This window comes from Propionicimonas sp., from assembly GCF_049840635.1.
Lineage (GTDB): Bacteria > Actinomycetota > Actinomycetes > Propionibacteriales > Propionibacteriaceae > Propionicimonas.
In genome coordinates, this window is record NZ_JASGKL010000005.1 from 1,713,663 (window position 1) to 1,737,603 (window position 23,941).

The window sequence follows — 23,941 nt, forward strand, 5'->3', positions numbered from 1 at the left end:
GGACGCCTCACCGCGTCCCCGATCAGGGGGTGAGGAGCTCCTTCGCCCTCCGGATCAGCTCGGGCATGGCCGCCTCGATCTGCTCCAGGGTCGTGGTGAAGTCGCTGTCGTCGCCGTACCAGGGGTCCTCGATGGCCGAGCCGGGGACCGCGTCCGGGTTGAAGTCGCTGAGCAGGTAGAGCGGATGCGCGTCCGGCACCATCTCGCGGATCTTGCGCAGGTGGATGGTCTGCATGCCGATCACCATCGAGGCGGAGCGGATCTCGTCGGGGGTCATCCGGTGCGCACTGAACGGGCCGGGCTCGAAGCCGGCGGCCTGCAGGGTCGCGATCGCGCGCGGGTCCATCCCGTGTCCGCTCTCCTCCGCGCTCACGCCCGCGCTGGTGAACGTGACGCCGGTCACGTCCTCGCGCTTCGCGTACGCGTCCGCGACGACCTTGGCCATCGGTGAGCGGCAGATGTTGCCCCAGCAGACGAACAGCACCACGGGATCGCTCACCGGTGCTCCTCACCCTTCTTGAAGGGGGCGTTCAGCAGGAAGCTCACGATCGAGACGATCAGCGCTCCCCAGAACGCGGAACTCCAGTCGTCGACGTGCCAGCCCAGGCCGAACTCGCCGGACGCCCACGACACCAGCTCCAGCAGCAGCGCGTTGATCACGAGGAGGAACAGCCCGAGGCTGAGGAAGATCAGCGGCGCGGCCACGAACTTGAACATCGGTTTGATCAGGCTGTTCACGACGCCGAAGATCGCGGCCACGAGCAGCATGGTGCCCGCGCGGTTCCAATCGTCGCCGTTGGTCAGGGTGATTCCCGGCACCAGCCAGGTGGCCACGGCGAGCGCTGCGGCACTGGCGAGGAAGCGGACGAGCATGGCCCCATGCTGTCACGAATGGCAAAGTTCTCCCATCGGTTGAGATCCAGGAGAGGCAGTGGGGACGTGGCGATGGACCTGAAGGGCAGGCACTTCCTGAAGGAACAGGACTTCACCCCGGACGAGTGGCGTCACCTGCTCGACCTCACCGCCGACCTGAAGGCGGCCCGGCGAGCGGGCACCGAGGTCCAGCACCTGAGCGGTGCGAACCTTGCGCTGATCTTCGAGAAGACGTCGACCCGCACCCGGTCGGCCTTCGAGGTCGCCGCGCACGACCAGGGCGCCCACGTGACCCAGATGGACGGGAACTCCTCCCAGCTCGGCCACAAGGAGTCGCCGGCGGACACCGCGCGCGTGCTGTCGCGGCTCTTCGACGGCATCGAGTACCGCGGTACGCACCAGTCGACGGTGGAGAAGATCGCCGCGTACTCCTCCGTCCCGGTCTGGAACGGGCTGACCGACGAGTGGCACCCCACCCAGAGCCTGTGCGACATGTTCACCATGCGCGAGGCGTCCGGGCGGGACGACCACGACATCACCTACGCCTACGTGGGGGACGCGCGGTTCAACGTCGGCTGCTCGCTGCTGCTCGGCGGGGCACTGTTGGGCATGGACGTCCGGTTGGTCGCGCCGACCAAGCTGCTGCCGCCGGAGTCGGTGGTGCGCACCGCGCGGGAGCTCGCAGAGCAGACCGGGGCCCGGATCACGCTCACCGAGGACATCGACGCCGTCCGGGGCTGCCAGTTCATCCACACCGACATCTGGGTGTCGATGGGTGAGCCGGAGAGCGTCTGGACCGAGCGCATCCTGCTGCTGCGGGACTACCAGGTGAACACCGCGCTGCTGGAGCGCACCGGGGTGTCGGACGTGAAGTTCATGCACTGCCTGCCCGCCTACCACAACCGCGAGACGACGGTCGGGGAGGCGATCTACTCCCGCTTCGGCCTGGAGGAACTCGAGGTCACCGACGAGGTGTTCGAGTCGGACGCGTCCATCGTCTTCGACCAGGCCGAGAACCGCATGCACTCGATCAAGGCTGTCCTGGTCGCCACGCTGTCCTGAGCGTCGGTGGCGGCGGCCCTTCGTGACGGTTCGCTCGCTGCGCTCCCGAATCTCCTCAGGGACCGTTGAGCCGGGAGCGCGGCAGTCCGGCTGCCTCGCGACCGGCCGTTGTTGTCATCCCGGGCTTGACCCGGGATCTCCGTGTCAGCGCTGGCGTGTGTGTGGTCGATGACGGTGGCGAGTGTCACTCGGCGCGGACGCCGTGCGCCTCCAGGGCGGCGACGGCGGCGTCCGGACGGGTCAGGACGGGCTGGGCGATCACCTGCCGGCCACACCGCAGGACGAGGTGGCCGAAGCGTCCCGGCTGGTCGGCGGGCGGATCGACGACCGCGAAGGACGTGATCCGCGCGAACGGGATCGTGGTCGTGTTGGTGGCGTAGTTCGTGCGCCGGAAGCGCGACCGGACCGGGCTGTCGCGGTCGACGACCACGAGCGCCGTGGGGGTCTCCAGGACGAGCACGCCGCTGGAGACGCGCCGCCGCCCGCGATCGTCACGGCAGGGACGCAGGGGCTCCTCCACGTGCACGGGCCGGACGGGGTCGTCGGTGGCGGCGGAGATGTCGCCGAGCCGGCTGCGGAAGAAGTGGTCGCTGATCGTCACCGCCGGCTCGCGGGACGCCGGACGGACGTCGGTGGCGGGGCTGCGGAGTACGTAACGGTCGAGTTCCGCGATCTCCCGTTCGCTGACGCTGTTGAAGGGGACGTCGAACCCGGAGCCGTCGGCGAGCAGCAGCGTCCAGCACCCTGCCAGCAGGTTGCCGTACACCCGGGTGGCGACGACGTCGGCGAGGGCGATGTCGGCCCTGGCGACGCCGGGAGCGTCCGGAACCTCTGCGTTCAGCACCACGACATGGTCGGCGAAGACCGCGAGGACGCTCCGGTACAGGTCCATGCCCGGACGGACCTGGGCCCGGTCGAGGTCGCGGGGAACCTTGACCAGGTGGGTCGCCCCGGCGAGCTCGGGGTACCAGGGACGGAACCGGCGCGGCAGGTCTCTCTGCTGGTGCACCCGGTCCAGCCACGGCCCGAATCTGTCGTACTCGCGCAGGTCGTCGGGGTCGGCGGCGGCGCGCCACGCGCTCGCCCGTACCACGGCCATCGCCCTCTCCTTCCTCTGCCTCCCGAGCCTAGGCCGGTGGGCAGCGCCGAGAGCCACGGGCGCGAAACCGGGGACGGTTCTCTTTTCGCGCCACCTCAGCGAGGGCCACCACTCGGCGTCGGAGCGTGCGAACCGTGGGACCGGATCGTCCTGGGTCGCAGGGCGTCGGTGGGGCGGGTGGCTGGATCGCGGGGACGGGGAGCCCTAGGTTGAGCGCATGGCTTTCCCACAGGTTCTGCCCACGTCCCGCGTCCCCGAACTGACCGCGGCGCCGCCGCTGCGCTGGGGCATCCTCGCGCCGGGCTGGATCGCCGGCGGCTTCGCGTCCGCGCTGCGGTCGTACACCCGGCAGGAGCTGGTCGCGGTCGGCTCCCGGACGCGGTCGCGCGCGGAGGAGTTTGCGTCCCGGTTCGGCATCCCGAACGTGCACGAGGGTTACCGCTCGCTCGTCGAGGACCCGCAGGTCGACGCCGTCTACGTCGCGTCCCCGCACAGCCAGCACGCCGAGCTGGCGCTGCTCGCGATCGAGGCGGGCAAGCACGTCCTGGTCGAGAAGCCGTTCACCCGCAACGCGGCAGAGGCGCGCACCGTGGTGGACGCGGCCCGCGCGCGGGGCGTCGCGCTGATGGAGGCGATGTGGACGCGGTTCCTGCCACGCCACGACATCGTCCGCCAGTTGCTGGCCGACGGCGCGCTGGGCGAGCTCGAGTTCTTGGCGGCCGACCACGGCCAGCCGATCTCCCACGTGCCGCGGATGCAGGACCCGGCGCTGGCCGGCGGCGCCCTGCTGGACCTGGGCATCTACCCGGTCTCGTTCGCCTGCTTCGTCCTGGGGATCCCCGGTGCGATCACCGCGTCCGGCACCCTCACCGCCGCCGGCGTCGACCGCCAGGTGGCGTCCGTCTTCGGCGACTTCGCCGGGCACCCCGGCGTCCACGCGCAGGTCAGCTGCACGATGGGCGCGAAGACGCCGACGACGGCCGTCGTGACCGGGTCGGAGGCCCGGATCGAGCTCGACGGCGAGTTCTACGCGCCCGGCAGCGTCCGGGTGGTCACTGCGGGCGGCGAGCGGATCACCAGCGCGGAGCCGGAGCTGCACAGCCATCACGCGCTCGCCTTCGAGGGCGCCCACTTCGCCCAGCTGGTGGCCGACGGACGCACCGAGTCGCCCCTGCTGCCGCTGGACGAGACCGTCGCGATCATGGACGTGCTCGACCGGATCCGCGGCCAGGTCGGCGTCGTCTACCCCGGGGAGTAGGCGGCTGCAACGAACCCGTCCCCCCACGCGTGGGTGGGACGTGACGGTCTGGCAGGGGGTGCTGGTGAGCGAGCCGACGGCAGCTGCCGCCGGCACCGCCACGTCCTTCGACGACTACGTCCTCACCCGTTCCGCGGCGCTGCAACGGTTCGCCTACCTCGTCACCCGCAACCGCGAGGACGCGCTCGACGCCGTCCAGGAGGCGCTCGCCGGCCTGTACCCGCGCTGGGCGCGGGTGTCCGCCTCCGGCGAGGTGGACGCGTACGTGCGGCGCAGCATCGTCAACGCCCACATCTCCGCCTGGCGGAAGGTGCGCCGCCTCTCCCCCAGCGAGGACCCGACCCTGTCGGCGTCCGCGCCCGTCGTGCCGGACGCGGCGAACGCCATCGCGGACGCCGACCAGGCGCTGCGACTGTGCGGTGAACTGCCTCCCGTCCAGCGCGCGGCCGTCGTGCTGCGCTTCTACGAGGACCGCAGCTTCGCCGAGATCGGACGGATCCTCGGCTGCCCCGAGGCGACCGCCCGCTCCCACGTCCACCGGGCGCTCGTGGCCCTGCGCGCACGGCTGGGGGGCGAGGATGGCTGACTTCGAGCGCGGTGAGGGTTCCGGGCCCCAGGACGACTTCGCGCGGGAGGAGCGCGCGTTCGCGGAGGCGTTGCGCGCGTCGGCCGAGGCGGAGGGGTTCACCCCGTTCGACCCGGCGACGGTGCGGCGGAGCTCGCCCGCACCCTCCCGGCCGGCGTGGGCCGCATGGGGACGCGGGCTGGCCGCCGCCGCGTCCGTCGTGGTCCTGGTCGCGGGGCTGGCCTTCGTGCTGCCGCGCCTGGTCGGGGGAGTCCAGGGCTCGGCGAGTTCGGCGTCGGGTGCCGGGGGGGCCGCGGCGCCCGAGGTCACGGTGGCCGATGCCGGCAGCCGCGAGCCGACCGCGGACGCGTCCGCGGGCCCGTGGCTGAGCGTCGCCACCCCACCGCTCTCGCCGCGGGTCGACGTCGCCGGCGTGTGGTTCGAGGGCAGCTTCTACCTCGTCGGCGGACGGAAGGCGTCCTCGTGCCCCAAGGGTGCGCCTTGCCCGATGGGGCTGAACACGCTCACGGACGGCGCGTCCTACGATCCGGGGGACGACACGTGGACGGTGCTCGCCGACGCGCCGATCGTCGTCGACCCCGACCCGCCGGCCGTCGCGGGTGGCCGGTTCTACTACCTCGGTCGTGACGCGGCCGGACGGAGCGCGGCGGCGTCCTACGACCCGTCGGACGGGTCGTGGCGGGAGCTGCCCGCTCCCGGCATCGAGGTGTCGGGTCTGGTGGCAGCGGGGGACGTGGTGGTCGCCGTCGCGCAGGCCGACGAGTCCGCGGCCAGCGTCGACGAGGTGTTCGACCCGGCGCTGGGCCGCTGGGCCGACCTGGCCGCGGACCCGTTCGGGAAGGCCTCCGACCGGTCGATGGTCTGGGTGGACGGCCGGCTGTACCTGTTCTCCCGCTCAGTCGGTGGGACGGTGCGCGCGGCGGTGGCCGACGCTTCGCTGGGGGGTTGGACGCGGCTTGACGACCCGCCGTCCGTGGGGGGTGGCCCGTTCGTGGTCGGCGACCGGATCGTGTGGCTGGCCATGGGCCGCGCCGTCCCTGCGCGGTGGTTCCAGCCGGCCACGTCCGAGACGGGCCGGGCCGCGTCCCCTCCGGCCGGCGAGGGCCTGGACCAGGTGGACGGTGTGGTGGCCGGCGGCCGCTTCGGCGCGTCCGGCCACCTCTACGACCCGGCGGCGGGGACGTGGACGGAACTGTCCGCGCCGCCGCAGGGGAACCTGCCCTGGCAGGACGTCATCGGGGGTGAGGACGGGCTGCTGGTCGTGGCGGTCGACGCGCCCGGGGAGGCAGCTGTCTCCTACCTGCCGCTGGGGTGACCGCATCGCGGCCCGGGTTCGGGGCGCGTCCTACACTCGCGCCATGACTGCTGAGCGAAGGAAGCTGGATCTTTGGTTCGACCCGCTGTGCCCCTGGGCGTGGATGACCTCGCGCTGGGCTCTGGAGGTGGCGAAGGTCCGCGATGTGGACGTCGAGTTCCACGTGATGAGCCTCTCCGTCCTCAACGAGGGCCGTGACCTGCCGCCGGACTACCGCGCGGGCATGGACGCGGCGTGGGGCGGGGTGCGGGTGGCGCTGGCCGTCCAGCAGCAGTACCCGGAGAAGCTGACCGACTTCTACACCGCGCTGGGCACCCGGATCCACCTCCGCAAGGAGTCGAACAGCCGGCCCGCCCACGAGGCGGCGCTGGCGGAGGTCGGGCTGCCGGTCGAGCTCGCCGACGCCGCCGACACCGACGCGAACGACGCGGCGCTGCGAGCCGCGCAGGCCGAGGTCACGGCCGCCGTCGGGGACGAGGTCGGCACCCCGGTGATCCGCGTCGACGGCGGGCTGAGCCTGTTCGGCCCGGTGATCTCGCCCGCGCCCAAGGGCGAGGAGGCGGGCCGCCTGTGGGACGGCTTCGTCAACGTGTGCGCCTACCCCGGCTTCTTCGAGCTCAAGCGGACGCGGACCGTCGGCCCGATCTTCGACTGACCGTCCCGCCACAGACCGTCCCGGCTCCTCGGCACACAGACGCTCCCGAAACACGCAAACGCTCCCGAAATTTCGGTGGCTTCTGCGAGTTTCGGGAGCGTTTGTCGGGAGCAGACGGGAGCGGCGGGGGTGGGCGGGCAGCGGTGCGTCGTGGCTGTCATCCCGGGCCTGACCCGGGATCTCCGTGTCGGTGCCTACCGGCTCGTCATCGAGATCCCGGCTTTCGCCGGGATGACAGGGACTGGCGGCGTCCGGGACGATCCGCTGTGCGGCGCAGGGACAGGCGGGCCGCGCCGGGCAGGATGCGGGGAAGCCACCAGGCCGCCCAGGCGGCGCCGGCGATGCTCGTCCAGCCGGTGGCGATGCTGGCGGTGACCACTCCGGCGACGCCGCTGGCCGCGGCCACCATCGCGGGTCCGACCAGAGCGCCCGCGTTGGTCAGGCTGTTCCACAGGCCCAGCCAGCTGGCCCGGTTGCGGGCGGGGGTCATGTCGGCGCTGAGCGTCTTGTTGATCCCCGCGCCGAGGCCGTTGCCGACAGCGAAGACGAGCGAGATGCCGACGAACCCCGGCAGCGTCGCCGCCTGCCCGGCGAGCAGGAAGCCGACACCCATCAGCGCCAGGCAGGGGACGAGGACGGCCGCGCGTCCGAACCGGTCCATCAGCGTGCCGGCGGGAAGGATGAACGCCAGTTCGACGACCGCGGCCACGGCGAACACCAGCGACACCGTCGCCCCGGAGTGCCCGTAGGCGTTGCCGAGCAGCGGCAGCAGCAGGTCGCGGTTGGTCCGGGCGACGGTGAGCACGAGCACCGCGAGCCCGACCAGCAGCAGCGGACGGAGGATGTCGGACCGGGCGGGCGCCGGCTCGTCGGCGTCCCCCGTGACCGACATGGACGCGGTCGCGTACGGCGCGACGAAGGCCACGATCAGGGTCAGGCTGACCACGGCGGCGACGAGGTGGACGATGAACGCCGCAGATGCGCCCGCCGTGGCGATCACGGCCGCGCCGACCAGCGGGCCGAGGATCCGTCCGACCCGCATCATGCCGCCGAACAGCGTCATGGCCCTGGCCCGCAAGTGCGCGGGCACCTCGTCGGCGAGGTAGGTCTGGCGGCCGAGGTCCCAGGTGAGGTCGCCGAGGCTCATCACCAGGATCCCCGCGCAGAAGAGCGGGGCGGCCCATGCCGGCACCGCGCCCGGCGTCCCCGCCCGCGCAGCGATCAGGCACGCGACGATCGACGCGATGGAGACCAGCCCGCCGATCACCAGCGCCGCCCGTTCTCCGATCCTCGCCACCAGCTGGCCGGTCGGCAGCGGCCCGACCACGACCACCAGGCCCGCGACCGTGCTGAGCAGGGCGACCTGCGTCACGCTGAGCCCGAGGTCGAGCCCGATCAGGGGCAGGACGGGAACGATCGCCGACGCGCCGGAGGCGTACAGGACGGTCGGGAGGTAGATCGGCAGGGCCAGCCGCCGCAGCAGGACGGAGAGCTCGCTCGCCATCGACTCCACCTCCCAACTATCTCGATATCAAGATATCTCGTTCTCCGCCGCGTCCCGTCTCGTGGTACCCCGTTCGAGACCGGCACGGTCGGGCCGGGCGATAGGTTGCGCGCATGCTGGACATCGTCGTGCGGGCCCTCTCGCTGGTCGCGATCGTCGGCATCGGGGTCGCGATCAAGCGCGCCGGCTGGGTGGGCAGGGAGGACTTCGGGAAGTTCTCGAAGATCGTGCTCGGCGTGACCCTGCCGTGTGCCCTGTTCACCAGCTTCAACGACTACCACCTCGAGTACGCGCTGCTCGGGCTCACCGTCCTGGCGTTCGGGCTGAACGTCGCCCAGCAGCTGATCGGGTACGCGATGGCGGCCCGGCGGGGACGCCGTGAGCAGGCGTTCGCCGTCCTCAACTCGGGCAGCTACAACATCGGCGCGTTCGCCACGCCGTACCTCTCCGGGTTCATGGGCCCCCACGCGATGGTGTACTCGACGCTCTTCGACTTCGGCGGCGCGTTCTCGTCCGCCGGCCTCGCGTACGGGTGGGGGATGACGCTGGCCAGCGAGCCCGGCACGCACGGGCGGCGGGAGCTCGTCCGTACGCTCGCGGGTTCGCCGGTGTTCGTCACCTACGTCGTCCTGCTGGCGATGCGGCTGCTCGACCTGCGGCTGCCGGACGCGGTGATCACGTTCACCTCGATCGTGGGCGCCGCGAATCCGTTCCTGGCGATGCTGATGATCGGGATCGGCCTCGAACTCCGGCTGCACCCGACGAAGTACCGGGCCGCCGCCCGGATGCTCGGCGTCCGGTACGCGTTCGCGGCGGTGGCCGCCGTCGCCTGCTGGTTCCTGCTGCCGCTGCCCGCCGACGCGCGCCTGGTGGTGGTGATGGTCCTGTTCTCGCCGATCGCGTCCATGATGCCGGTGTTCACCGCCCGCGCCGGCCTCGACGTCGAGCTGTCCACGCTGATGAACTCGGTCAGCATCCTGGTCGGCATCGTCGCGATGCCCACCCTCTACCTCGCCCTGCACGCCGTCTGAGCGCGGCCACCCACCGGCCGGCCGAATACGCGCCGGTCAGTAGCGCAGGCCGTCGCCGTAGCGGAACAGCGGGTCGGCGGTGTCGAACGGGACGTCGGGGCGGCTCGCCTCGACGGCGGCCATCGAGCGCGGGAGGTCGAACGGCAGGTTGCCCTGCGGGGCCGCCACGCCGGTGACCACGTCGAGCAGGGCCGCGTCGCTGACCCCGAAGGTCACCAGCAGCGCGGCGACGGCGTCCGCGAACGGCGTGAGGATCGCCGGGCGGTCGCAGAACACGTCCACCACGGTCGGGACGGCGACGGCCACCTCGCGGACGTGCGCCACCACGTCCTCGGGGAAGTCCAGCGAGCCGGAGTGGAAGCGGTTCTCGAACGCCGTCGGACGTTCCTCCCACGGCGCCTGGAGCCGCAGCAGCGCCACGTCCGCCTCGGCCGGGGTGGCCACGAGGGTGGCGTAGCCGGACGCGATGTCGGGGGAGACCCCCTCGACGTAGAGGCGGAGATCCCGGGTCGAGCCCGGGATGGTCGAGGCCGCGGCGGCGGAACGCAGCGGAAGGATGTCCCGGTTCACCAGCAGCACCACGGACGCCCGCTGGGCGGCCAGGCCCGCCTCGACGAACTCCGGCTTGCCGACGACCAGGCGCGCGGCGTCGGCGTCCACGTACGGCCGATCGAACAGACCGAGGACGAACTTCTCGCGCAGCAGTCGTCGAACCGACACGTCCAGCCGCTCCTCCGCCACCTCACCGTCGCGGACCGACTCGACCAGCAGCTCGGGGCACGCCTCGCCGCCGAACTGGTCGACGCCCGCGTCCAGCAGGCGTACGATCCGCTCGCGCGGGGTGAGGTGCTCGACGCCCCACGCGCGGGCCGGGAACGGGTCGCCCATGATGAAGGAGTCCGTGATCAGGCCCCAGTCGGTGCAGACGATGCCGTCGAAACCGAACCGCCCGCGCAGGAGCTGGGTCACCACCGTCTTGTTGAAGGCGAAGCCGACCTCCTCCAGGTCGGTGTCCACCGGCATGCCGTAGTAGGGCATCACCTGGCTGACGCCGACGGCGAACGCGTCCTCGAACGGCTTCAGGTGCAGCTCGAACTCCCCGCCCGGGTACACCTGCTCGCGGCCGTGCGCGAAGTGCGGGTCCTCGCCGTCCTTCTGCGGGCCGCCGCCGGGGAAGTGCTTGACCATGGCCGAGACCGACTCCGGGCCGAGCACCGGGCCCTGGAACCCCCGGATGTACGCGGCGCCGAGGGTCGAGGCGAGCTCGACGCCCTCGCCGAAGGTCTGCAACTGGCGCGACCAGCGCGGCTCGGTGGCGAGGTCGACCTGCGGGTGCAGCGCCAGCCGGATCCCGACCGCCACGTACTCCTGCCGCGCCACGTCGCCGAACCGCTCCACCAGCGCCTCGTCGCCCACCGCGGCCAGGCCGAGCGGTTCCGGCCACGCAGAGAAGCTGCCGGCCGACAGCGCGGCACCGGGGTTGTCGGACGAGGTGTGGCGCGGGTCGGAGGAGAGCGTGACCGGGATGCCGAGCCGGGTGGACGCGGCCAGCTCCTGCAGCCGGTTGTGCCAGGCGGCCAGCAGCCCGGCCTCCGGCGCGGCGCCGAGCACGTTGAAGTGGTTCATGTGGCGCTCGCGGACGTACTCGTCCGCGCCGGGCAGCCCGAAGGCCGCGTTGCCGGGCGACAGCTCCCCGTCCTGGCCGGGCAGGATCATGTTCTGGAAGAACAGCCCGGCCTTCTCCTCCAGCGTCAGCTGCCCCAGCAGGACCTCCACCCGTTCGTCGACGGACAGGGACGCGTCCCGGTAGCGGAAGTCGATCGGGTCGCTCATGGGTGTTCCCCTGTCTCGAAGCGGCGGTGCACGCCGGGCTTGATGCTGCGGACGGTGTCCGCCACGTCGGTGATGGCGAGGTCGGGATGGGTGCGGGCCAGTTTGGCGAGGTAGCGGGTGCCGGCGCGGGCCAGCCGCTCCCGGATCACCTCCGGTGTCGTCCGGAGGGCCTCGGCGGCCTCCGCGTCGGTCAGTTCGTCCCAGAACCGGAGCTGGACCAGCTCGCGGTCGGCGTGCCGGAGCCGACTGAGCGCGGACAGGAAGTCGTCCGCGGGGGTGCGGGTGCGCCGCGGCCCGCCGATCGTCGCACCGTCGCGCAGCCGCTCGAGCACGCTGAACTGGTCGGAGTAGCGCTGGTAGCTGGCCAGGACCACCCTGTCGATGGACGCGTACAGGTCGTGCAGGTCGTGGTCGGCGTCCTGGTCGAGCTGCCGGAAGACCTCGTCGGCCATCGCGCGCGGGTCGGCGACGCCGACGGCCCTCCACTCGCAGGCCGCGACGACGAGCCCGCGGTAGGCGGCCACCATGCCGGCGACGTTCACGTCGCCAACCTAGACGAAAGTGGACCGTGGACGCGCCGCCGTCCCCGCAGATCTGAACGGGGGGAGCGGTGGGGGTCGGAATGGGTGTCCCGCGCGCCGGCGTCGGCGGGCTGCCGCGCCGGCGTCCGGCGTGCGACCATGGGCACGAGCCGGGTGCGCGAGACGAGGAGGGCCGATGGCCGAGGAGCAGTTCCGGGTCCTGGTGATCGAGGACGACCCCGACGCGGCCCTGTTCACCTGCACAGCGCTCGAACGGGTGGGGGGCATGTCCACGGTGCTCGCCAGGACCGCGGCGGCAGGGCTCCAGGCCCTCTCCGAGGCGACGTTCGACCTGGTGCTCAGCGACATCGAGCTCCCCGGCGAGTCAGGGCTGGACATCCTGCCGGAGGTGCACCGGTTGGCTCCGGGCGTGCCGGTCGTCATGCTCACCGCCCACGCCAGCGTCGACTACGCGGTGGACGCGCTGCGGGCGGGGGTCGACGAGTTCCTCAGCAAGCCGATCGGGGTGGAGGCGCTGGTGGACCGGGTGAACACCCTGGCCTCCGACGGCAGGGAACGTCGCGCCCGCTCGCCCCGGGCGCGGACGGTGCTGGCCGTCGGCGCGCACCCCGACGACGTCGAGATCGGCGTCGGCGCCGCGCTCGGTGCCCATCGCGCCGCGGGTGACGAGATCGTGATCCTCACGCTGTCGGGAGGCGGGGTCGGCGGCGACACCGCCGCACGCCAGGCCGAGGCCAGGGCGGCCGCGGCCATCGTGGGCGCCCGGCTGATCCACCTCGACTTCCCGGACACCCGGATCGACCCGGCGGACGGCGTGATCACCGCGATCGAGGGCGTGATCGCCGAGGTGCGGCCGGACCAGCTCTACACCCACACCGCGCACGACCGGCACCAGGACCACCGCGCCGTGAACGAGGCCGTGCAGGTGGCTGCGCGGTCGATTCCGAACCTCGCCTGCTACCAGAGCCCCTCGAGCACGGTGGACTTCCGGCCGAACCGGTTCGTCGACGTCGAGGGCCACCTCGACACGAAGCTCGCGATGCTGGCAGCGTTCGCGTCCCAGAGCCACCGCGGCTACATGCAGCCCGACATCGTGCTGGCCACGTGCCGGTACTGGTCGCGGTACGGGGTCAGCCGCTTCGTCGAGCCGCTCGAGGCGATCAGGTCGACCGTCCAGCTGGCCCCGGTGGTCGGCCCGGCCGGCGAGCTCTCGCCGGAGGGTTGAGCCCGTGACCGTGACCGAGGACCCGGACGACGTCGCCAGCCCGGCCGGCTCGCTGGCGGCCAGGGTGGCCGCCCGGGTCGACCCGTTCCTCGAGTCCTGGTTCGACCCGGACGCGGTCGCGATCCGGCAGGTGCCGTTCACCGTCGCCTTCCTGACCTCCTTCGTGCTCACCCTGGCGATGGTGCCGGAACGGGCGCCCTGGATGTGGGTGGGCCTGGCGCTCGTGCTGCTCGTCCAGCTCGCCGGCGTCGTCGTGCCCTGGCAGCGGTTCCGCCCTTCCGCGCAGATGGTGCTGCCCCTGGTCCAGATGCTCTCCCTGGTCCTGCTGGAGCTCGGGTCCAGCACGGTGCGCACCTACTTCACCGCCCTGGTGTTCATCCCCGTGGTCAGCCTGGCGCTCCAGCGGAGCCTGTGGGGAGTGGTGCTGGGCACGGCCGGCGCGTACGGGGCGACCCAGGCCATCGCGCTGTTCCGTGGCGAGAACGAGTGGGACGTGGCGGTCACCCGGACCGTCGTCGTGCCGATCACCGCGTTGCTGGTCGGCCTGACGGTGTACGGGGTGACCAACCGCCTGCGGAGCAGGACCAGGGCGTTGCAGGCCCTCCGGCGGGAGCAGGACGCCACCCTCGAGCAGGTGCGGCGCAACAGGGACGAGTTGCAGTCCATGGCCGAACAGCTCCGTTCCACCTCGGAGCTGATGTCCGGGTTGGTGGACGCCGCGCGGCTGCACGCCGTCGTCGCCGTCGAGCCGGACGGCCGGATCTCGGTGTTCAACAAGGGTGCCGCCTCCATGCTGGGCTACACGGCCGAAGAGGCGAGGGGGATGCGCGTCTTCGACCTGTACGACCCCGACGAGCTCGACGCGGCCGTCCGCGACCACCGGGCCTCCTCGGACGCGTCCGGCCGGCTGGCGACCGTGGTCGGTGAGGCCGCCGACGGCGGCACCAGCGTGCGCGAGTGGCACCTGCGGCGCCGCGACGCGGAGACCGTGCCGTGCCAGGTGGTGGTGACCATGCGTCCCGCCCAGCTGGACGGCACGCCGTCGGGGTACCTGCTCGTGGCCACCGACAACACCGAGCGGCGGGAGTCCGACCGGCTGCAGGACGAGTTCGTCGGTCTGGTCAGCCACGAGCTGCGGACGCCACTGACCGGGATCCTGGGCTACGTCGAGCTGCTCCGGCTCGGCGGCGGACTGGGCGAGGAACAGCTGTCCGACCTCGAGGTGATCGAGCGGAACGCCAAGCGCCTGCAGCGGCTGGTCAGCGACCTGCTGCTCAGCGTCCAGCTGTCGGCGGGGACGTTCGGGCTGTTGTCGGATGAGGTCGACCTGTCCGCGGTGGCGCGGTCGTGCGCGGCCACCATCGCCTCCTCGGCCGACGTCGCCGGGGTGGACCTCGTGCTGGAGTGCGACGAGGAGGTGCCGGTGTACGGGGACGCGGTGCGGCTCGCGCAGGTGGTCGACAACCTGCTCAGCAACGCGGTGAAGTTCACCCCCGCCGGCGGCACGGTGAGGATGCGCACGCGTCCGGGCGGCCCGGCGGAGGCCCGTCTCGCCGTGGTCGAGGTGAGCGACACCGGCATCGGGATCAGCCCCGACGAGGTGGACCGGCTGACCGAGCGCTTCTACCGGGCCCGCTCTGCGCGCGGGAAGCGGATCCGTGGCATCGGACTGGGCCTGTCGATCACCCAGGCGATCATCGACGCCCACCACGGTCGCATGGACGTCCGCAGCGCACTCGGCGCGGGCACGACGTTCACGGTGTCGATCCCGATCGTCCCGCCGTCCTGAGCCGCAACGGGGGCACGACGGGGACGGTTCCTGTCGTGCCCCGCTCCGGGACGGGCCCTACTTTGGCCAGCTGGTCCAGACTCCCGCGAGCGCGTCCCAGTGGGCCTGCGTCATCAGGGTGACCGGGGTCGCGTTGACCGACGTCAACCCTGCGCTGGTGGCGACCCCCACGGCCTCGGCGAGCTCCGCCGGGGTGATCACCGACTGCTCGTCCTCCCCCGACCACAGGCCGACCGAGACGGCGAACCGCTCCGTCGGCACCTTGGATGCCTGCAGCGCCGCGCCGAGGTTGCCGAAGTCGGCCGGAGTGCGGCCCTCCGTGCCGAAGTAGCCCCACAGGATGATCCGGTCGACCGCGCCGTAGAGCACGTCGTAGTCGTCGCCGACGTCGGGACGGCCGGCAGTCGGGTCGTCCCAGTTCACGAGCACGTCGGTGCCCAGCTCGACGCGGTGGCCGACCTGGTCGGTGACCTCGTCCAGCGCCTGCCGCACGCGGGCCAGCAGGTCGTAGAGCACCTCTGAGCGCCACGCCCCGATCAGTGGGGAGTCCTCGTCGATCGCCCCGGAGCGGGTCCGCGGCCAGTCCTTCGCGCCGGTCATCCGCTGGTACAGGGCCAGGTCGTCCGCGCCGAACGTCTCGTTGTCGAACATGAACTCGGAGAACGTGATCTCGGTGGGCCGGTAGCGGACGGACAGGTCCCTGGCCAGTTCGACGTAGCGGTCGCCCACCTCGCCGTCGTGGATGGCGGACGCGGACGGTGTGTACGTGGCCCGCTTGCCCTTCGCGTCCACGCCGGCGATGGACGGGTCGGCGGCGATCCAGCTCGGCACGAGCGCATCGATCAGCAGGTCGACCTTGCGCGTGCCGCCGTTCGCCATCGGGGTGAGCGCGGCGATGGCCTCGGCGAGGTGGTCGGTGCCGGAGTCGGCGGCGACCTCGGGGTGCGCGGCCCAGTCGAAGGCCGTCCACTCCACCCGGCCCGCCGAGAGGTGCAGGACGTTCACGTGCGCCTCGTCGAGGTCCGAGCGCAGCGCCGACCAGTGGGCGGCCTGTTCGTCGGCGTCGAGGACGATGTCCTCGATCCCCAGGCTCACCGAGTGCCGGGACGCGGGCAGGCCGGCCTCCTCGTCCTCCGAGTCCGCCTCGACGGCCGTGGTCACGACGGGCGAGTACCCGGCCTTGTCGTCGCCCCGGGCCGGCTTGTAGACCCGGGTCTCCACCTCACCGGTCGAATCCGGCGTCCACGCGAACAGGTAGGCGCCGGAATCGTCCAGCGTGAGCCGCTTCACCGTCGTCCAGGTGGAGGTCCCCGCGTCGCGTTGCTGCACGTAGACGTCCGGGGAGGACGCGACGTACGGCGTCACCGTGCCCCGGATGGTGGTGGCGAGGTTGACGGTGGCGGGGCTGTCCCCCTGCGCCGTGACGGTCACGGTCCGCTTGTCGACCACGATCTTCGAGGTCTTGGCGCTGGCCTTCGTGTACCCCTTCCGGGCCGGGAGGTACGCGCGGTAGTAGCGGTCGGTGTCGTTGCCCGGCGTGACCGTCGTCGACCAGGTGCCGGCCTTCGTGGTGGTCACGGTCTTCACCGTCCGCCAGGCCGACGAGCCGGCGTTGCGCTGCTGGATGCGGACCTTCTTGGCTGCGGCCTTCGGGGTGGTCTTCCCGCTCAGGGCGACCTTCTGGCCCACCTCGGCGGCGGTGGTACCGGCCACGATGGTCACCGACTGCCTCGTCGCCGCCTCCGCGGGCGGGCTCGCCATCAGGGTGAGCAGCAGGGTGAGTCCACAGAGCGTGGCGAACGTGCGGCGGTGCAGGGTCATGCGGGTCGGGAGCCTCTCCGTGGCGGCGGTCGGGTCCGGTTCATGCTACCCGCACCCCGTGGAGGGCCAGATCTGGGGCATCCTTGACGTGACCGGGCACGACCCGGTGGCCGGAAGGAGGAAGGGATGGGGCAGGGCACACAGCCGTCCGGTGACGCCGGCCACGGATCCCACCGACGCGGCATCCTCATCTCGTTCTCGTTCCTGCTCGCCATCGCCGTGGTCGTCATCGCGGCGCAGGTCCTGCGGCCGGTCCTCCAGGAGCCTTCGGCGTCGGTGCCGCCCCCGTCCACCGCCGTCCCCTCGACGCTGCCCACCTTCCGCCCCGGTGCCCCGCTCGACCGGATCCGCTCGGTGAGCCTGGACTTCGACATCGTGGACAACCTGCACACCGACTGGCAGGGCGTCGACGCCCGGCTGGACCAGGTCGGTGCGACCACGGTGAACCTCAACGCCGGCAGGGTGGAGTTCACGGCGTTCGACTGGCCGGCGCACCCGGACGCCGCCGCTGTCCCGGGGGTCGACCACCTCGCGGTCGCGGCGAACGCGCTCCACCTCAACGCGGACGGCAGTGACCGGGAGATCAACCTGATCCTCGACACCTACGTGCCCGAGTGGATCAAGGAGGACCCGTCGCTCGCCGGCGTCGATGCGCGTGGACGCCGCTCGACCTACACCGCGTCCGCGGCGCAGATCCTCGAGGGCGAGGTGGGACAACGGCTCCGCGACTACGCGGTCGCCCTCGCCGACCGCTACCACCCCAACCAGATCGAGGTCACCGAACTCTTCCTGAACGTGTTCTCCTTCGGCGCGGACGACCTCGCCCTCTACCAGCGGATGACGGGGGCCAAGGACTGGCCGCGGTCGAAGGGCGGCGAGATCAACACGGACGCGCCCGCACTCGGCACCTGGCGTTCGGAGGTGCTGCGCGACTTCATGGCGAAGATGCGGACGGCCGTCGATGCGGTCGAGGGCGGTTCGCAGATCGAGCTCGCGCTGGACGTCCGGGTGAGCTGGCGGGACCCGGCGGGAGGACGCCCGGAGAGCGGGCACGACTACGCGATCCTGCTGGAGTCGGGCATCCGCCTCCAGCTGTGGACCTATTTCGGCAGGGCGGGCCAGCCTCCCGAGCAGATCCGCTCGGTGACCGCGGCCCTGAAGGACGCCGGGTTCGACATGACCCGCTTCATCATCTCGGTCGGACTCTGGAAGGGCGACACCCAGGTGGAGAACTTGGACTCCATCAGCGCTGCCGAACTCGGGGTCGCTGTCGGGGAGGCCGCGACGAACGGGATCATCGACGTGAACGTGACCCCGTACTCGTTGATGACCGACGCGCACTGGGCGTCGCTCGAGACGGCCTGGGGCTGACCGGAGCCGTTCCGGCCGGGTGGGGCCGCGCAGGGCGACCCGTCGGCCCGTGGCTCAGGACCCGGCCCCACCGGGAGGGATCGACACCGTCCCGGTCCGGTCGAGCTTGTTCCACCGGTTCTCGGCGTGGCTCACCTCCAGCCACACGGCGCGCAGCATCACGGCGGTCATCAGGGCCGAGTAGACCGGCCACAGCGGCAGCGTCCACAGGTGCCGCAGGTCCTCGGGCGCGCGGTCGAGCCACAGGGCGAGCAGCAGCAGCGCCACCGAGATCGGCAGTCCGAGGAAGAGGATCAGCTGCCACAGGCCCAGCGGAACGTTCTCCCGCGTGCCGAGCAGCGCGATCACGACCATCACGATGATGGCCAGCACCTGCAGGAACGGCACCAGCACCTGGGTGAGGTAGTTGATCGCGAGGTAGATCCCGAAGAAGCCGTAGCGCGGGTTGCCCACCATGTCACCGTGGTGGCCCACCGTCTGCAGCAGGCCGCGCGCCCAGCGCACCCGCTGGCGCCACAGGCCTCGCAGGGTGGAGGGCGACTCCGCGTACACGAGGGCGGTCGGACGGAACGCGACCCGGTAGCCGGCCCGGTAGATCCGCCAGGTGAGTTCGAGGTCCTCCCCGACGGTGTCGGTGCGCAGCAGGCCGGTCTGGTCGAGGACGTCCCTGCGGAAGGCTCCGGTGTTGCCGGACACCACGGGCAGCGCGTGCAGCACGTCCAGTGCCCTCCGCATCAGACCGGTGCCGACGTGGCTGACCAGGGCGAGGAAGCGGGTCTGGACGCGGTCGAGGTTCACCGGTCGGTCGTCGCCGCACACCGCGCCGACCTGCTCGTCGGTGAACCCGCGAACCATCTCGGTGAGCGTGCGGGCCCCGAACACCCCGTCGGAGTCGACGAGGATGAGCACGTCGCCGGTCGACAGCCCGATCCCGTGGTTGAGCGCCGCACCCTTGCCCGCGTTCTCCTGCCGGACAGCGGTGAGGCCGGGGAGTTCCGCCGCCAGGCGCTGGGCGATCGCGAAGGTGTTGTCGCTGGAACCGTCGTCGACGCAGATCACCTGGAAGTCCGGGTAGTCGCTCGCCATGATCGAGCGCAGGCAGTTCTCGAGCACCACCTCTTCGTTGTACGCGGGGACGACGACAGTCACCGACGGCGGGGCGTCGAAGATCGAGCCGGCCTCGATGGGGGCGTCGTCGGGCAGGCGTCGGTGCCTCACCTCGTGGACCAGGGCGAAGGGGACCTGCGCCAGCCGCACCACGCCCGTGACGAGGATGGTCACCCCGAAGACGAGGGCGATCGAGCCCAGGACCTCACCCAGCACGGTCAGGCCAGCCACTCCGCCAGCACCGCGGCCAGGAGCTCCGGCGCGTTCTGCGAGTTGGCGCCGAACCGGGAGTTCACCTCCAGCACGACCGGGGTGCCGTCGGCGTCGCGCCGGATGTCCATGTCGACGGGGCCGACCAGGTCGAGTGCCTGCGCGGTGGCGATCGCCGTGGCCACGACGTCGGCGACGGCGTCCCCGTCCACCCGCTGCGTGGTGAGCGCGTTGCCGACCCGCCCCTCCTTGAGCTCGGTCTTGTGCAGCACCACGACCGTGCACTCCCCGGTCAGCGGCGAACGGTACAGCTGGGGGCTGTACTCGTCGCCGCCGGCGAACGTCTGCACGATCTGGGCGGGACCGGTCTGCGTCCAGTCGAGGTCGCCGGGCTTCTCGACGAGGACGACCCCGCGTCCGCCGCGGGAGATGCGGGGTTTGACGACCACCGGACCCTCGCCCCAGGCGATGGCCGAGGCGGTGTCGGCGAAGTCCGTCGTCGCGGCGAACCGGGGGATCGGGACCCGGGCGCGCTCGAGCACCCACATGGTGAGCAGTTTGTCGGCGGCGATGGCGCTGGGGCCCGCGGCGGAGATCATGATCGAAGGGCCGTCGGTGAGTCCGGGGGCACGCAGGCCCAGTGCCTCGGCGAGGACGGCGAGTTGCGGCAGCTCGTCCGAGACCGTCGGGATGAGCAGGTCCGGACGGTAGCGGGCGATGGCCTCGTGCATGCCGTGCGGGTAGTCGGGGTCGTCGGCGCGCGGAACCAGCGACGTGACCGGGAAGTTCGGGTCGTCGAGCCCGACGATGTCGACCCCGATCCACTCCAGGTCGAGGTCGCCCGCGCCGGCGGCCAGCTGCGCGCCGAGGGCGATGCCGGCCGGGCCTCCCGCGCCGGTGATCAGGAGGCGCCTCATCGCAGGATCCTTCGTGGGGCGGTCATCGGGGCTCCTTCCGGCGGGGGCGGACGGTGCCGCCGTCCCGACTGAGTCTACGGAGTTGTCCACAGCCTTGGCGCAGGGCCTAGGAACGGGAACCCCGTGTCCCCTACGATCGCCTGATCGTCGGCACGGCCTGCCACCACCCCCGGTCCGCACCGTGGCGGCGCGAGGGGGCTGCGATGGCCGGGCAGGGAGCATCCGGCGGGGCCGTGCGCGCCCGCCGCAACGTGCGCTGGATGGCGGTCGGCGTGATGGCGATCTGCCTGGGCGGCCTGGGGGCGGCGCTCCTGTACGGCAACCTCAGCAACGCCCACAGCGTGATCACCGTGACGCGGACGGTGTTCCGGGACCAGGTGATCACCGCCGACGACCTCGGCGTGACGTCGGCCGCCGACGTCGCGGGGGTGGAGACCGTCCCCGTCGAACGCCTCGACGAGGTGGTGGGACGCACGGCGCTGCAGGACCTCACCGGGGGCAGCCTGCTCAGCCCGCGCGCCTACGGGGAGCCGGCCGTCGAGGCCGGCAGCGTCCGGGTGGGGCTGCGGCTCGCGGCCGGCCGGATCCCGTCCTCGCCGATGCCGCCGGGCACCGAGGTCCTGCTGGTGCCGGTGGCGAGGGACGGCGGGGAGGTGCCGGTGGGCGCGAGCGTGGCGGGACGGATCGCGACGGAGGCGTCGACCCTGCCCGACGGTGCGTCCGTGGTGGACGTGACGGTGGCGGCGTCGGAGGCGGAGCGGGTCGCGCGGCTGGCGGCCGGCGACCAGCTGGTCCTGGTGCGGCTGGCGGGCGGGCCGCGGTGAGCGTCCTGCTGCTCACCTCGGCAGGGCACGCGCCGGGGGTGACCGCGCTGGGGGTCGCGCTGGCGGTGACCTGGCCCGAGCCCGTGCTGTTCGTCGACGCGAACCGCGAGCCCGACCAGACGGTGCTGGCCGGTCACCTGCAGGGCAGCGATCCCGGGGGACGCGGGCTGGGCGGCCTGCTGCAGGCGCACCGCGAGCGGCGTCCGCTGGCCGCCTGCCTCGACGCCATGACGGTGCCGCTGGCCGACGGCGGGCGGGATTTCCTGCCGGGCTTCTCGCACCCCGGGATGGTGGCGCTGTTCGGCCCGGCGTGGACCGAGCTGGCGCGGGCACTGGAGGACGCGGGGCGGACGGTGCTGGTCGACGCCGGACGGATCACGCCGGACGGACTGCCGCCGGCGCTCGTCGCCGCGTCCAGCGGGGTGGCGGTGGTGACCGGCAGCCGCCTGGTCGACCTGGCCGCGCTGCGGCTGTACCTGCCGCTGGTCGTGGCCGCGGCCGGCGAGGAGCGGGTGGGGCTGGTGGTGGTCGGGCCGGGGCGTCCGTACGGGTCGGGGGAGATCGGGCACCGCTTCGGCGTCCCGGTGTGGGGCAAGGTCGCCTGGCAGCCCGTGGAGGCCGGGGTGTTCGCGTCCGGGGAGCCTGCGCCGCGCCGGCTCCTGAGCAGCGCGTACGTGGCCGATGTCCGGGCGCTCGGCGCGGTGCTGGCCGCCAGGGCGACGGATCGGCGGGCGCTGCTGCGCGAGCCGGGGCGCTCCTCCGTCCCGCACCACGCCACGGGTCGCGGGTCGCCGGCCTCCTAGGCTGTGGGCGTGCCCGATCTCGCTCCCGCGCTGGCCGCGTGGTACCGCGAGAACGCGCGCGACCTGCCGTGGCGGCGGCCGGGGTTCGGGGCGTGGGGAGTGCTCGTCAGCGAGTTCATGCTGCAGCAGACCCCGGTGAACAGGGTGGTCCCGCACCTGGCGGCGTGGCTGGAGCGGTGGCCGACGCCGGAGGCGCTCGCGTCCGCGACACCGGCGGACGTGCTGCGGCAGTGGGCGAACCTCGGCTACCCGCGCAGGGCGCTGTGGCTGCACATCGCTGCGGGGGAGATCTGTGAGCGCCACGGCGGGGTGGTGCCGCGGGACGTCGACGCGCTGCTCGCGCTGAGCGGGGTGGGCGACTACACGGCGCGGGCGGTGGCGGCGTTCGCGTACGGGGAGCGGCAGCCGGTGGTCGACACGAACACGCGGCGGGTGCTGGCCAGGGCGGTGGACGGGCGGTCGCAGCCGGGGCCACCGTCGCGTCGGGACCTCGCCGTGATGGCCGCGCTGCTGCCGGAGGACCCGGCCGAGGCGGCGGTGGTGAACGCCGCGACGATGGAGCTGGGCGCGACGACGTGCCTGGCGAGGGCGCCGCGGTGCGGGGACTGCCCGGTGTCGGCGGAGTGCGCCTGGCACGGGGCGGGCCACCCGGACACCGGGGACGAGCGGCGCCGACAGGCCAGGTACGAGGGCAGCGACCGGCAGGCGCGCGGGGCCGTCCTGCGCATCCTGCGGGAGACGGGGGCGCCGGTGGAGCTGGCCGACCTCCTCCCCGACTGGCCGGACGCCGCGCAGCGTGATCGCGCCGTCGCGTCCCTCGTCGCCGACGGTCTCGCCGTCCGGACCCCGACCACGCTTGCCCTGCCGCACTGACCGTCCACCTTGAAGTGGACGGTTCTGCGGTGTACTCGCGATGATGCGTCCACTTTGTGGTGGGCGGCGGGTGGTCCACGTTGTGGTGGACGGATGTGCGGTGAACTCGCGACGATCGGTCCACTTTGTGGTGGACGGGAATGGCGTGTTCGCCGCGGCTCTGGCCCACCTTGTTGTGGACGGACTGTACGAGTGCGGGAAGTTATCCACAATTTGGCGGGGACTACTTGTGGGGGCGGGTGGGGGGTCGCCTACGATCCTCGGATTCGCGGGTCAGCGTGGCCACCCCCGGCCAGCCGGGCCCGCGGTACAGGGGGTCGGGCGATGGCCGGACTGGTCCCGGGCGGCAGCCCGGTGTGGAGAAGCTCCGTGGAGTGCCCGACGCCCGTGAGCGGTGAGCGACCGTGAAGCGGTTGGCGGAGGTGGACCTCCTGGCCGGCGCGGTGTCGTTCGACCAGGTGGTCACCAGGGAGCGGCTGATCGAGGCGCGGCCCGAGCAGCCGCCGGTCGATTGGCAGCTGGTGGTGGTGCTTCGCCGCAGGGCGTCGGAGCGGATCACCGCCGCGATCGCCGATCGACAGGGCCCGCTGACCGAGGTGGACCGTCGCCTGCTCGGCCGCTCGATCGTGCGGACGGTGGTCCGCGACCACGTCGACGCGCTGAGCACGCGAGGTGAGGCGCTGTGGCCGATCGCTGTCGAGCAGGCGTACGCGGATGCGGTGGAGAACGCGATCTTCGGGTTCGGCCGCTTGCAGCCGCTGTTCGAGATCCCCCACGCGGAGAACGTGGAGATCCATGGCTGCGACTCCGTCGTCGTCCAGTTCGGGGACGGCCACAGGGAGAGCCGTCCGCCGGTCGCCGACAGCGACGAGGAACTCGTCGAGGCGATCCGCTTCCTGGGCGAGACCGTGTCGCCGGCTCGTCCGTTCGATGACACGCACCCGATGATGACGCTCGCCCTCGGTGACCGGCACCGGCTCCACGCGATCGGTTTCGGACTGAGTTACCGGGGTTGATCACGACTCGTCGCTGGCTAGGTGTGTCGGTGGTCGCCGGAGGTCGGCGTTCACAGCGTCCACGCCAGGTGTTTACAGGGGGCTTTACAGCGGGTCGCACGATGATAGGTCGGGGCGAGGCAGCGATCTCGGTCTGACGGCAGGACGGTGCCCCACGGGGGTGTTTGGTACGGGTTGCCTCTTGGCGCCGCCGCAGTGATCCACGATGGTCGCTAGCGAGAACGTCC

Annotated in this window: 21 protein-coding genes and 1 pseudogene; 13 read left to right on the plus strand and 9 right to left on the minus strand. The window is 72.3% G+C overall.

Going from position 1 to position 23,941, the window contains the following annotated elements:
* Window positions 1-22: 22 nt before the first annotated feature.
* Entirely contained in the window at window positions 23-499 is a 477-nt protein-coding gene (locus QM779_RS13590) for a low molecular weight protein-tyrosine-phosphatase (protein WP_428536093.1), read from the minus strand.
* Entirely contained in the window at window positions 496-873 is a 378-nt protein-coding gene (locus tag QM779_RS13595; protein ID WP_428536095.1) for a phage holin family protein, read from the minus strand. Before QM779_RS13595 ends, QM779_RS13590 begins: the two co-directional genes overlap by 4 nt.
* Window positions 874-939: 66 nt before the next feature.
* Between QM779_RS13595 and argF the strand changes: the two genes are divergently transcribed.
* Window positions 940-1,935 carry an ornithine carbamoyltransferase gene (argF, locus tag QM779_RS13600; protein ID WP_428536097.1) on the plus strand — a complete coding sequence of 332 codons (996 nt, stop codon included), beginning with the start codon at window positions 940-942 and terminating at the stop codon, window positions 1,933-1,935.
* Between the two features lie 184 nt (window positions 1,936-2,119).
* Here argF and QM779_RS13605 read toward each other — a convergent pair whose 3' ends face one another.
* Complete coding sequence (locus tag QM779_RS13605; RefSeq protein WP_428536099.1) at window positions 2,120-3,034, minus strand: hypothetical protein; 915 nt, start codon at window positions 3,032-3,034, stop codon at window positions 2,120-2,122.
* Between the two features lie 217 nt (window positions 3,035-3,251).
* On the opposite strand from QM779_RS13605, the gene QM779_RS13610 reads away from it, so the two are divergent.
* Genes QM779_RS13610 through QM779_RS13625 form a run of 4 tightly spaced genes read left to right on the plus strand, consistent with a single transcriptional unit; the run spans window position 3,252 to window position 6,848 of the window.
* Window positions 3,252-4,292, plus strand: coding sequence for a Gfo/Idh/MocA family protein (locus QM779_RS13610; protein WP_428536101.1), 1,041 nt, complete (start codon window positions 3,252-3,254; stop codon window positions 4,290-4,292).
* A gap of 40 nt (window positions 4,293-4,332) precedes the next feature.
* Window positions 4,333-4,878 carry a SigE family RNA polymerase sigma factor gene (locus tag QM779_RS13615; RefSeq protein WP_428536103.1) on the plus strand — a complete coding sequence of 182 codons (546 nt, stop codon included), beginning with the start codon at window positions 4,333-4,335 and terminating at the stop codon, window positions 4,876-4,878.
* Window positions 4,871-6,193, plus strand: coding sequence for a hypothetical protein (locus tag QM779_RS13620; RefSeq protein ID WP_428536105.1), 1,323 nt, complete (start codon window positions 4,871-4,873; stop codon window positions 6,191-6,193). Before QM779_RS13615 ends, QM779_RS13620 begins: the two co-directional genes overlap by 8 nt.
* Window positions 6,194-6,236: 43 nt before the next feature.
* The gene (locus QM779_RS13625; RefSeq protein WP_428536107.1) at window positions 6,237-6,848 is read left to right on the plus strand and encodes a disulfide bond formation protein DsbA; all 612 of its coding nucleotides are present in this window, start codon (window positions 6,237-6,239) and stop codon (window positions 6,846-6,848) included.
* A 205-nt stretch (window positions 6,849-7,053) separates the two neighbouring features.
* Here QM779_RS13625 and QM779_RS13630 read toward each other — a convergent pair whose 3' ends face one another.
* Window positions 7,054-8,352 (minus strand): MFS transporter, encoded by a 1,299-nt coding sequence (locus tag QM779_RS13630; protein WP_428536109.1) that lies wholly within the window; start codon window positions 8,350-8,352, stop codon window positions 7,054-7,056.
* 113 nt (window positions 8,353-8,465) lie between these two features.
* Between QM779_RS13630 and QM779_RS13635 the strand changes: the two genes are divergently transcribed.
* Window positions 8,466-9,383, plus strand: a complete 918-nt coding sequence (locus tag QM779_RS13635) for an AEC family transporter (protein WP_428536111.1) — start codon at window positions 8,466-8,468, stop codon at window positions 9,381-9,383.
* Window positions 9,384-9,419: 36 nt separating this feature from the next.
* Here the strand turns inward: QM779_RS13635 and QM779_RS13640 are convergent, their stop codons facing one another.
* Window positions 9,420-11,216 carry a glycoside hydrolase family 3 protein gene (locus tag QM779_RS13640; RefSeq protein WP_428536113.1) on the minus strand — a complete coding sequence of 599 codons (1,797 nt, stop codon included), beginning with the start codon at window positions 11,214-11,216 and terminating at the stop codon, window positions 9,420-9,422.
* The gene (locus QM779_RS13645; RefSeq protein WP_428536115.1) at window positions 11,213-11,758 is read right to left on the minus strand and encodes a hypothetical protein; all 546 of its coding nucleotides are present in this window, start codon (window positions 11,756-11,758) and stop codon (window positions 11,213-11,215) included. Before QM779_RS13645 ends, QM779_RS13640 begins: the two co-directional genes overlap by 4 nt.
* A 175-nt stretch (window positions 11,759-11,933) precedes the next feature.
* Here QM779_RS13645 and QM779_RS13650 point away from each other — a divergent pair, with 175 nt between their 5' ends.
* Window positions 11,934-12,983, plus strand: a complete 1,050-nt coding sequence (locus QM779_RS13650; RefSeq protein ID WP_428536117.1) for a response regulator — start codon at window positions 11,934-11,936, stop codon at window positions 12,981-12,983.
* A gap of 4 nt (window positions 12,984-12,987) precedes the next feature.
* Entirely contained in the window at window positions 12,988-14,772 is a 1,785-nt protein-coding gene (locus QM779_RS13655) for a sensor histidine kinase (protein WP_428536119.1), read from the plus strand.
* A 57-nt stretch (window positions 14,773-14,829) separates the two neighbouring features.
* Here the strand turns inward: QM779_RS13655 and QM779_RS13660 are convergent, their stop codons facing one another.
* Window positions 14,830-16,593: a hypothetical protein gene (locus QM779_RS13660; RefSeq protein ID WP_428536121.1), complete on the minus strand. Its 1,764-nt coding sequence runs from the start codon at window positions 16,591-16,593 to the stop codon at window positions 14,830-14,832.
* A gap of 126 nt (window positions 16,594-16,719) precedes the next feature.
* On the opposite strand from QM779_RS13660, the gene QM779_RS13665 reads away from it, so the two are divergent.
* The gene (locus QM779_RS13665) at window positions 16,720-17,964 is read left to right on the plus strand and encodes a hypothetical protein (protein WP_428536123.1); all 1,245 of its coding nucleotides are present in this window, start codon (window positions 16,720-16,722) and stop codon (window positions 17,962-17,964) included.
* Between the two features lie 54 nt (window positions 17,965-18,018).
* Here QM779_RS13665 and QM779_RS13670 read toward each other — a convergent pair whose 3' ends face one another.
* Together QM779_RS13670 and QM779_RS13675 are read right to left on the minus strand one after the other, a co-directional pair.
* Window positions 18,019-19,302, minus strand: a complete 1,284-nt coding sequence (locus QM779_RS13670) for a glycosyltransferase (RefSeq protein WP_428536125.1) — start codon at window positions 19,300-19,302, stop codon at window positions 18,019-18,021.
* Window positions 19,290-20,198: an ATP-grasp domain-containing protein gene (locus QM779_RS13675; RefSeq protein WP_428536127.1), complete on the minus strand. Its 909-nt coding sequence runs from the start codon at window positions 20,196-20,198 to the stop codon at window positions 19,290-19,292. The genes QM779_RS13670 and QM779_RS13675 overlap by 13 nt, the downstream gene beginning before the upstream one ends.
* Before the next feature lie 203 nt (window positions 20,199-20,401).
* Between QM779_RS13675 and QM779_RS13680 the strand changes: the two genes are divergently transcribed.
* From QM779_RS13680 to QM779_RS13695, 4 genes and pseudogenes are all read left to right on the plus strand, one after another.
* The gene (locus tag QM779_RS13680) at window positions 20,402-21,022 is read left to right on the plus strand and encodes an SAF domain-containing protein (RefSeq protein WP_428536129.1); all 621 of its coding nucleotides are present in this window, start codon (window positions 20,402-20,404) and stop codon (window positions 21,020-21,022) included.
* A complete protein-coding gene (locus QM779_RS13685; protein ID WP_428536131.1) occupies window positions 21,019-21,825 on the plus strand; it encodes a hypothetical protein in 807 nt (268 codons plus the stop codon). Before QM779_RS13680 ends, QM779_RS13685 begins: the two co-directional genes overlap by 4 nt.
* Window positions 21,826-21,834: 9 nt before the next feature.
* Complete coding sequence (locus tag QM779_RS13690) at window positions 21,835-22,698, plus strand: A/G-specific adenine glycosylase (protein ID WP_428536133.1); 864 nt, start codon at window positions 21,835-21,837, stop codon at window positions 22,696-22,698.
* Between the two features lie 488 nt (window positions 22,699-23,186).
* Window positions 23,187-23,708, plus strand: a pseudogene (locus QM779_RS13695) (hypothetical protein); the annotation flags it as partial.
* Window positions 23,709-23,941: the final 233 nt, after the last annotated feature.

What these genes read in the sequence shown, in the direction of transcription:
- QM779_RS13660 (WP_428536121.1), bottom strand. Translation starts at nt 16,593, where the DNA reads ATGACCCTGCACCGCCGCACGTTCGCCACGCTCTGTGGACTCACCCTG.
- QM779_RS13665 (WP_428536123.1), top strand. Translation starts at nt 16,720, where the DNA reads ATGGGGCAGGGCACACAGCCGTCCGGTGACGCCGGCCACGGATCCCAC.
- QM779_RS13610 (WP_428536101.1), top strand. Translation starts at nt 3,252, where the DNA reads ATGGCTTTCCCACAGGTTCTGCCCACGTCCCGCGTCCCCGAACTGACC.
- QM779_RS13635 (WP_428536111.1), top strand. Translation starts at nt 8,466, where the DNA reads ATGCTGGACATCGTCGTGCGGGCCCTCTCGCTGGTCGCGATCGTCGGC.
- QM779_RS13680 (WP_428536129.1), top strand. Translation starts at nt 20,402, where the DNA reads ATGGCCGGGCAGGGAGCATCCGGCGGGGCCGTGCGCGCCCGCCGCAAC.
- QM779_RS13605 (WP_428536099.1), bottom strand. Translation starts at nt 3,034, where the DNA reads ATGGCCGTGGTACGGGCGAGCGCGTGGCGCGCCGCCGCCGACCCCGAC.
- QM779_RS13650 (WP_428536117.1), top strand. Translation starts at nt 11,934, where the DNA reads ATGGCCGAGGAGCAGTTCCGGGTCCTGGTGATCGAGGACGACCCCGAC.
- QM779_RS13675 (WP_428536127.1), bottom strand. Translation starts at nt 20,198, where the DNA reads ATGAGGCGCCTCCTGATCACCGGCGCGGGAGGCCCGGCCGGCATCGCC.
- QM779_RS13630 (WP_428536109.1), bottom strand. Translation starts at nt 8,352, where the DNA reads ATGGCGAGCGAGCTCTCCGTCCTGCTGCGGCGGCTGGCCCTGCCGATC.
- QM779_RS13640 (WP_428536113.1), bottom strand. Translation starts at nt 11,216, where the DNA reads ATGAGCGACCCGATCGACTTCCGCTACCGGGACGCGTCCCTGTCCGTC.
- QM779_RS13620 (WP_428536105.1), top strand. Translation starts at nt 4,871, where the DNA reads ATGGCTGACTTCGAGCGCGGTGAGGGTTCCGGGCCCCAGGACGACTTC.
- QM779_RS13625 (WP_428536107.1), top strand. Translation starts at nt 6,237, where the DNA reads ATGACTGCTGAGCGAAGGAAGCTGGATCTTTGGTTCGACCCGCTGTGC.
- QM779_RS13595 (WP_428536095.1), bottom strand. Translation starts at nt 873, where the DNA reads ATGCTCGTCCGCTTCCTCGCCAGTGCCGCAGCGCTCGCCGTGGCCACC.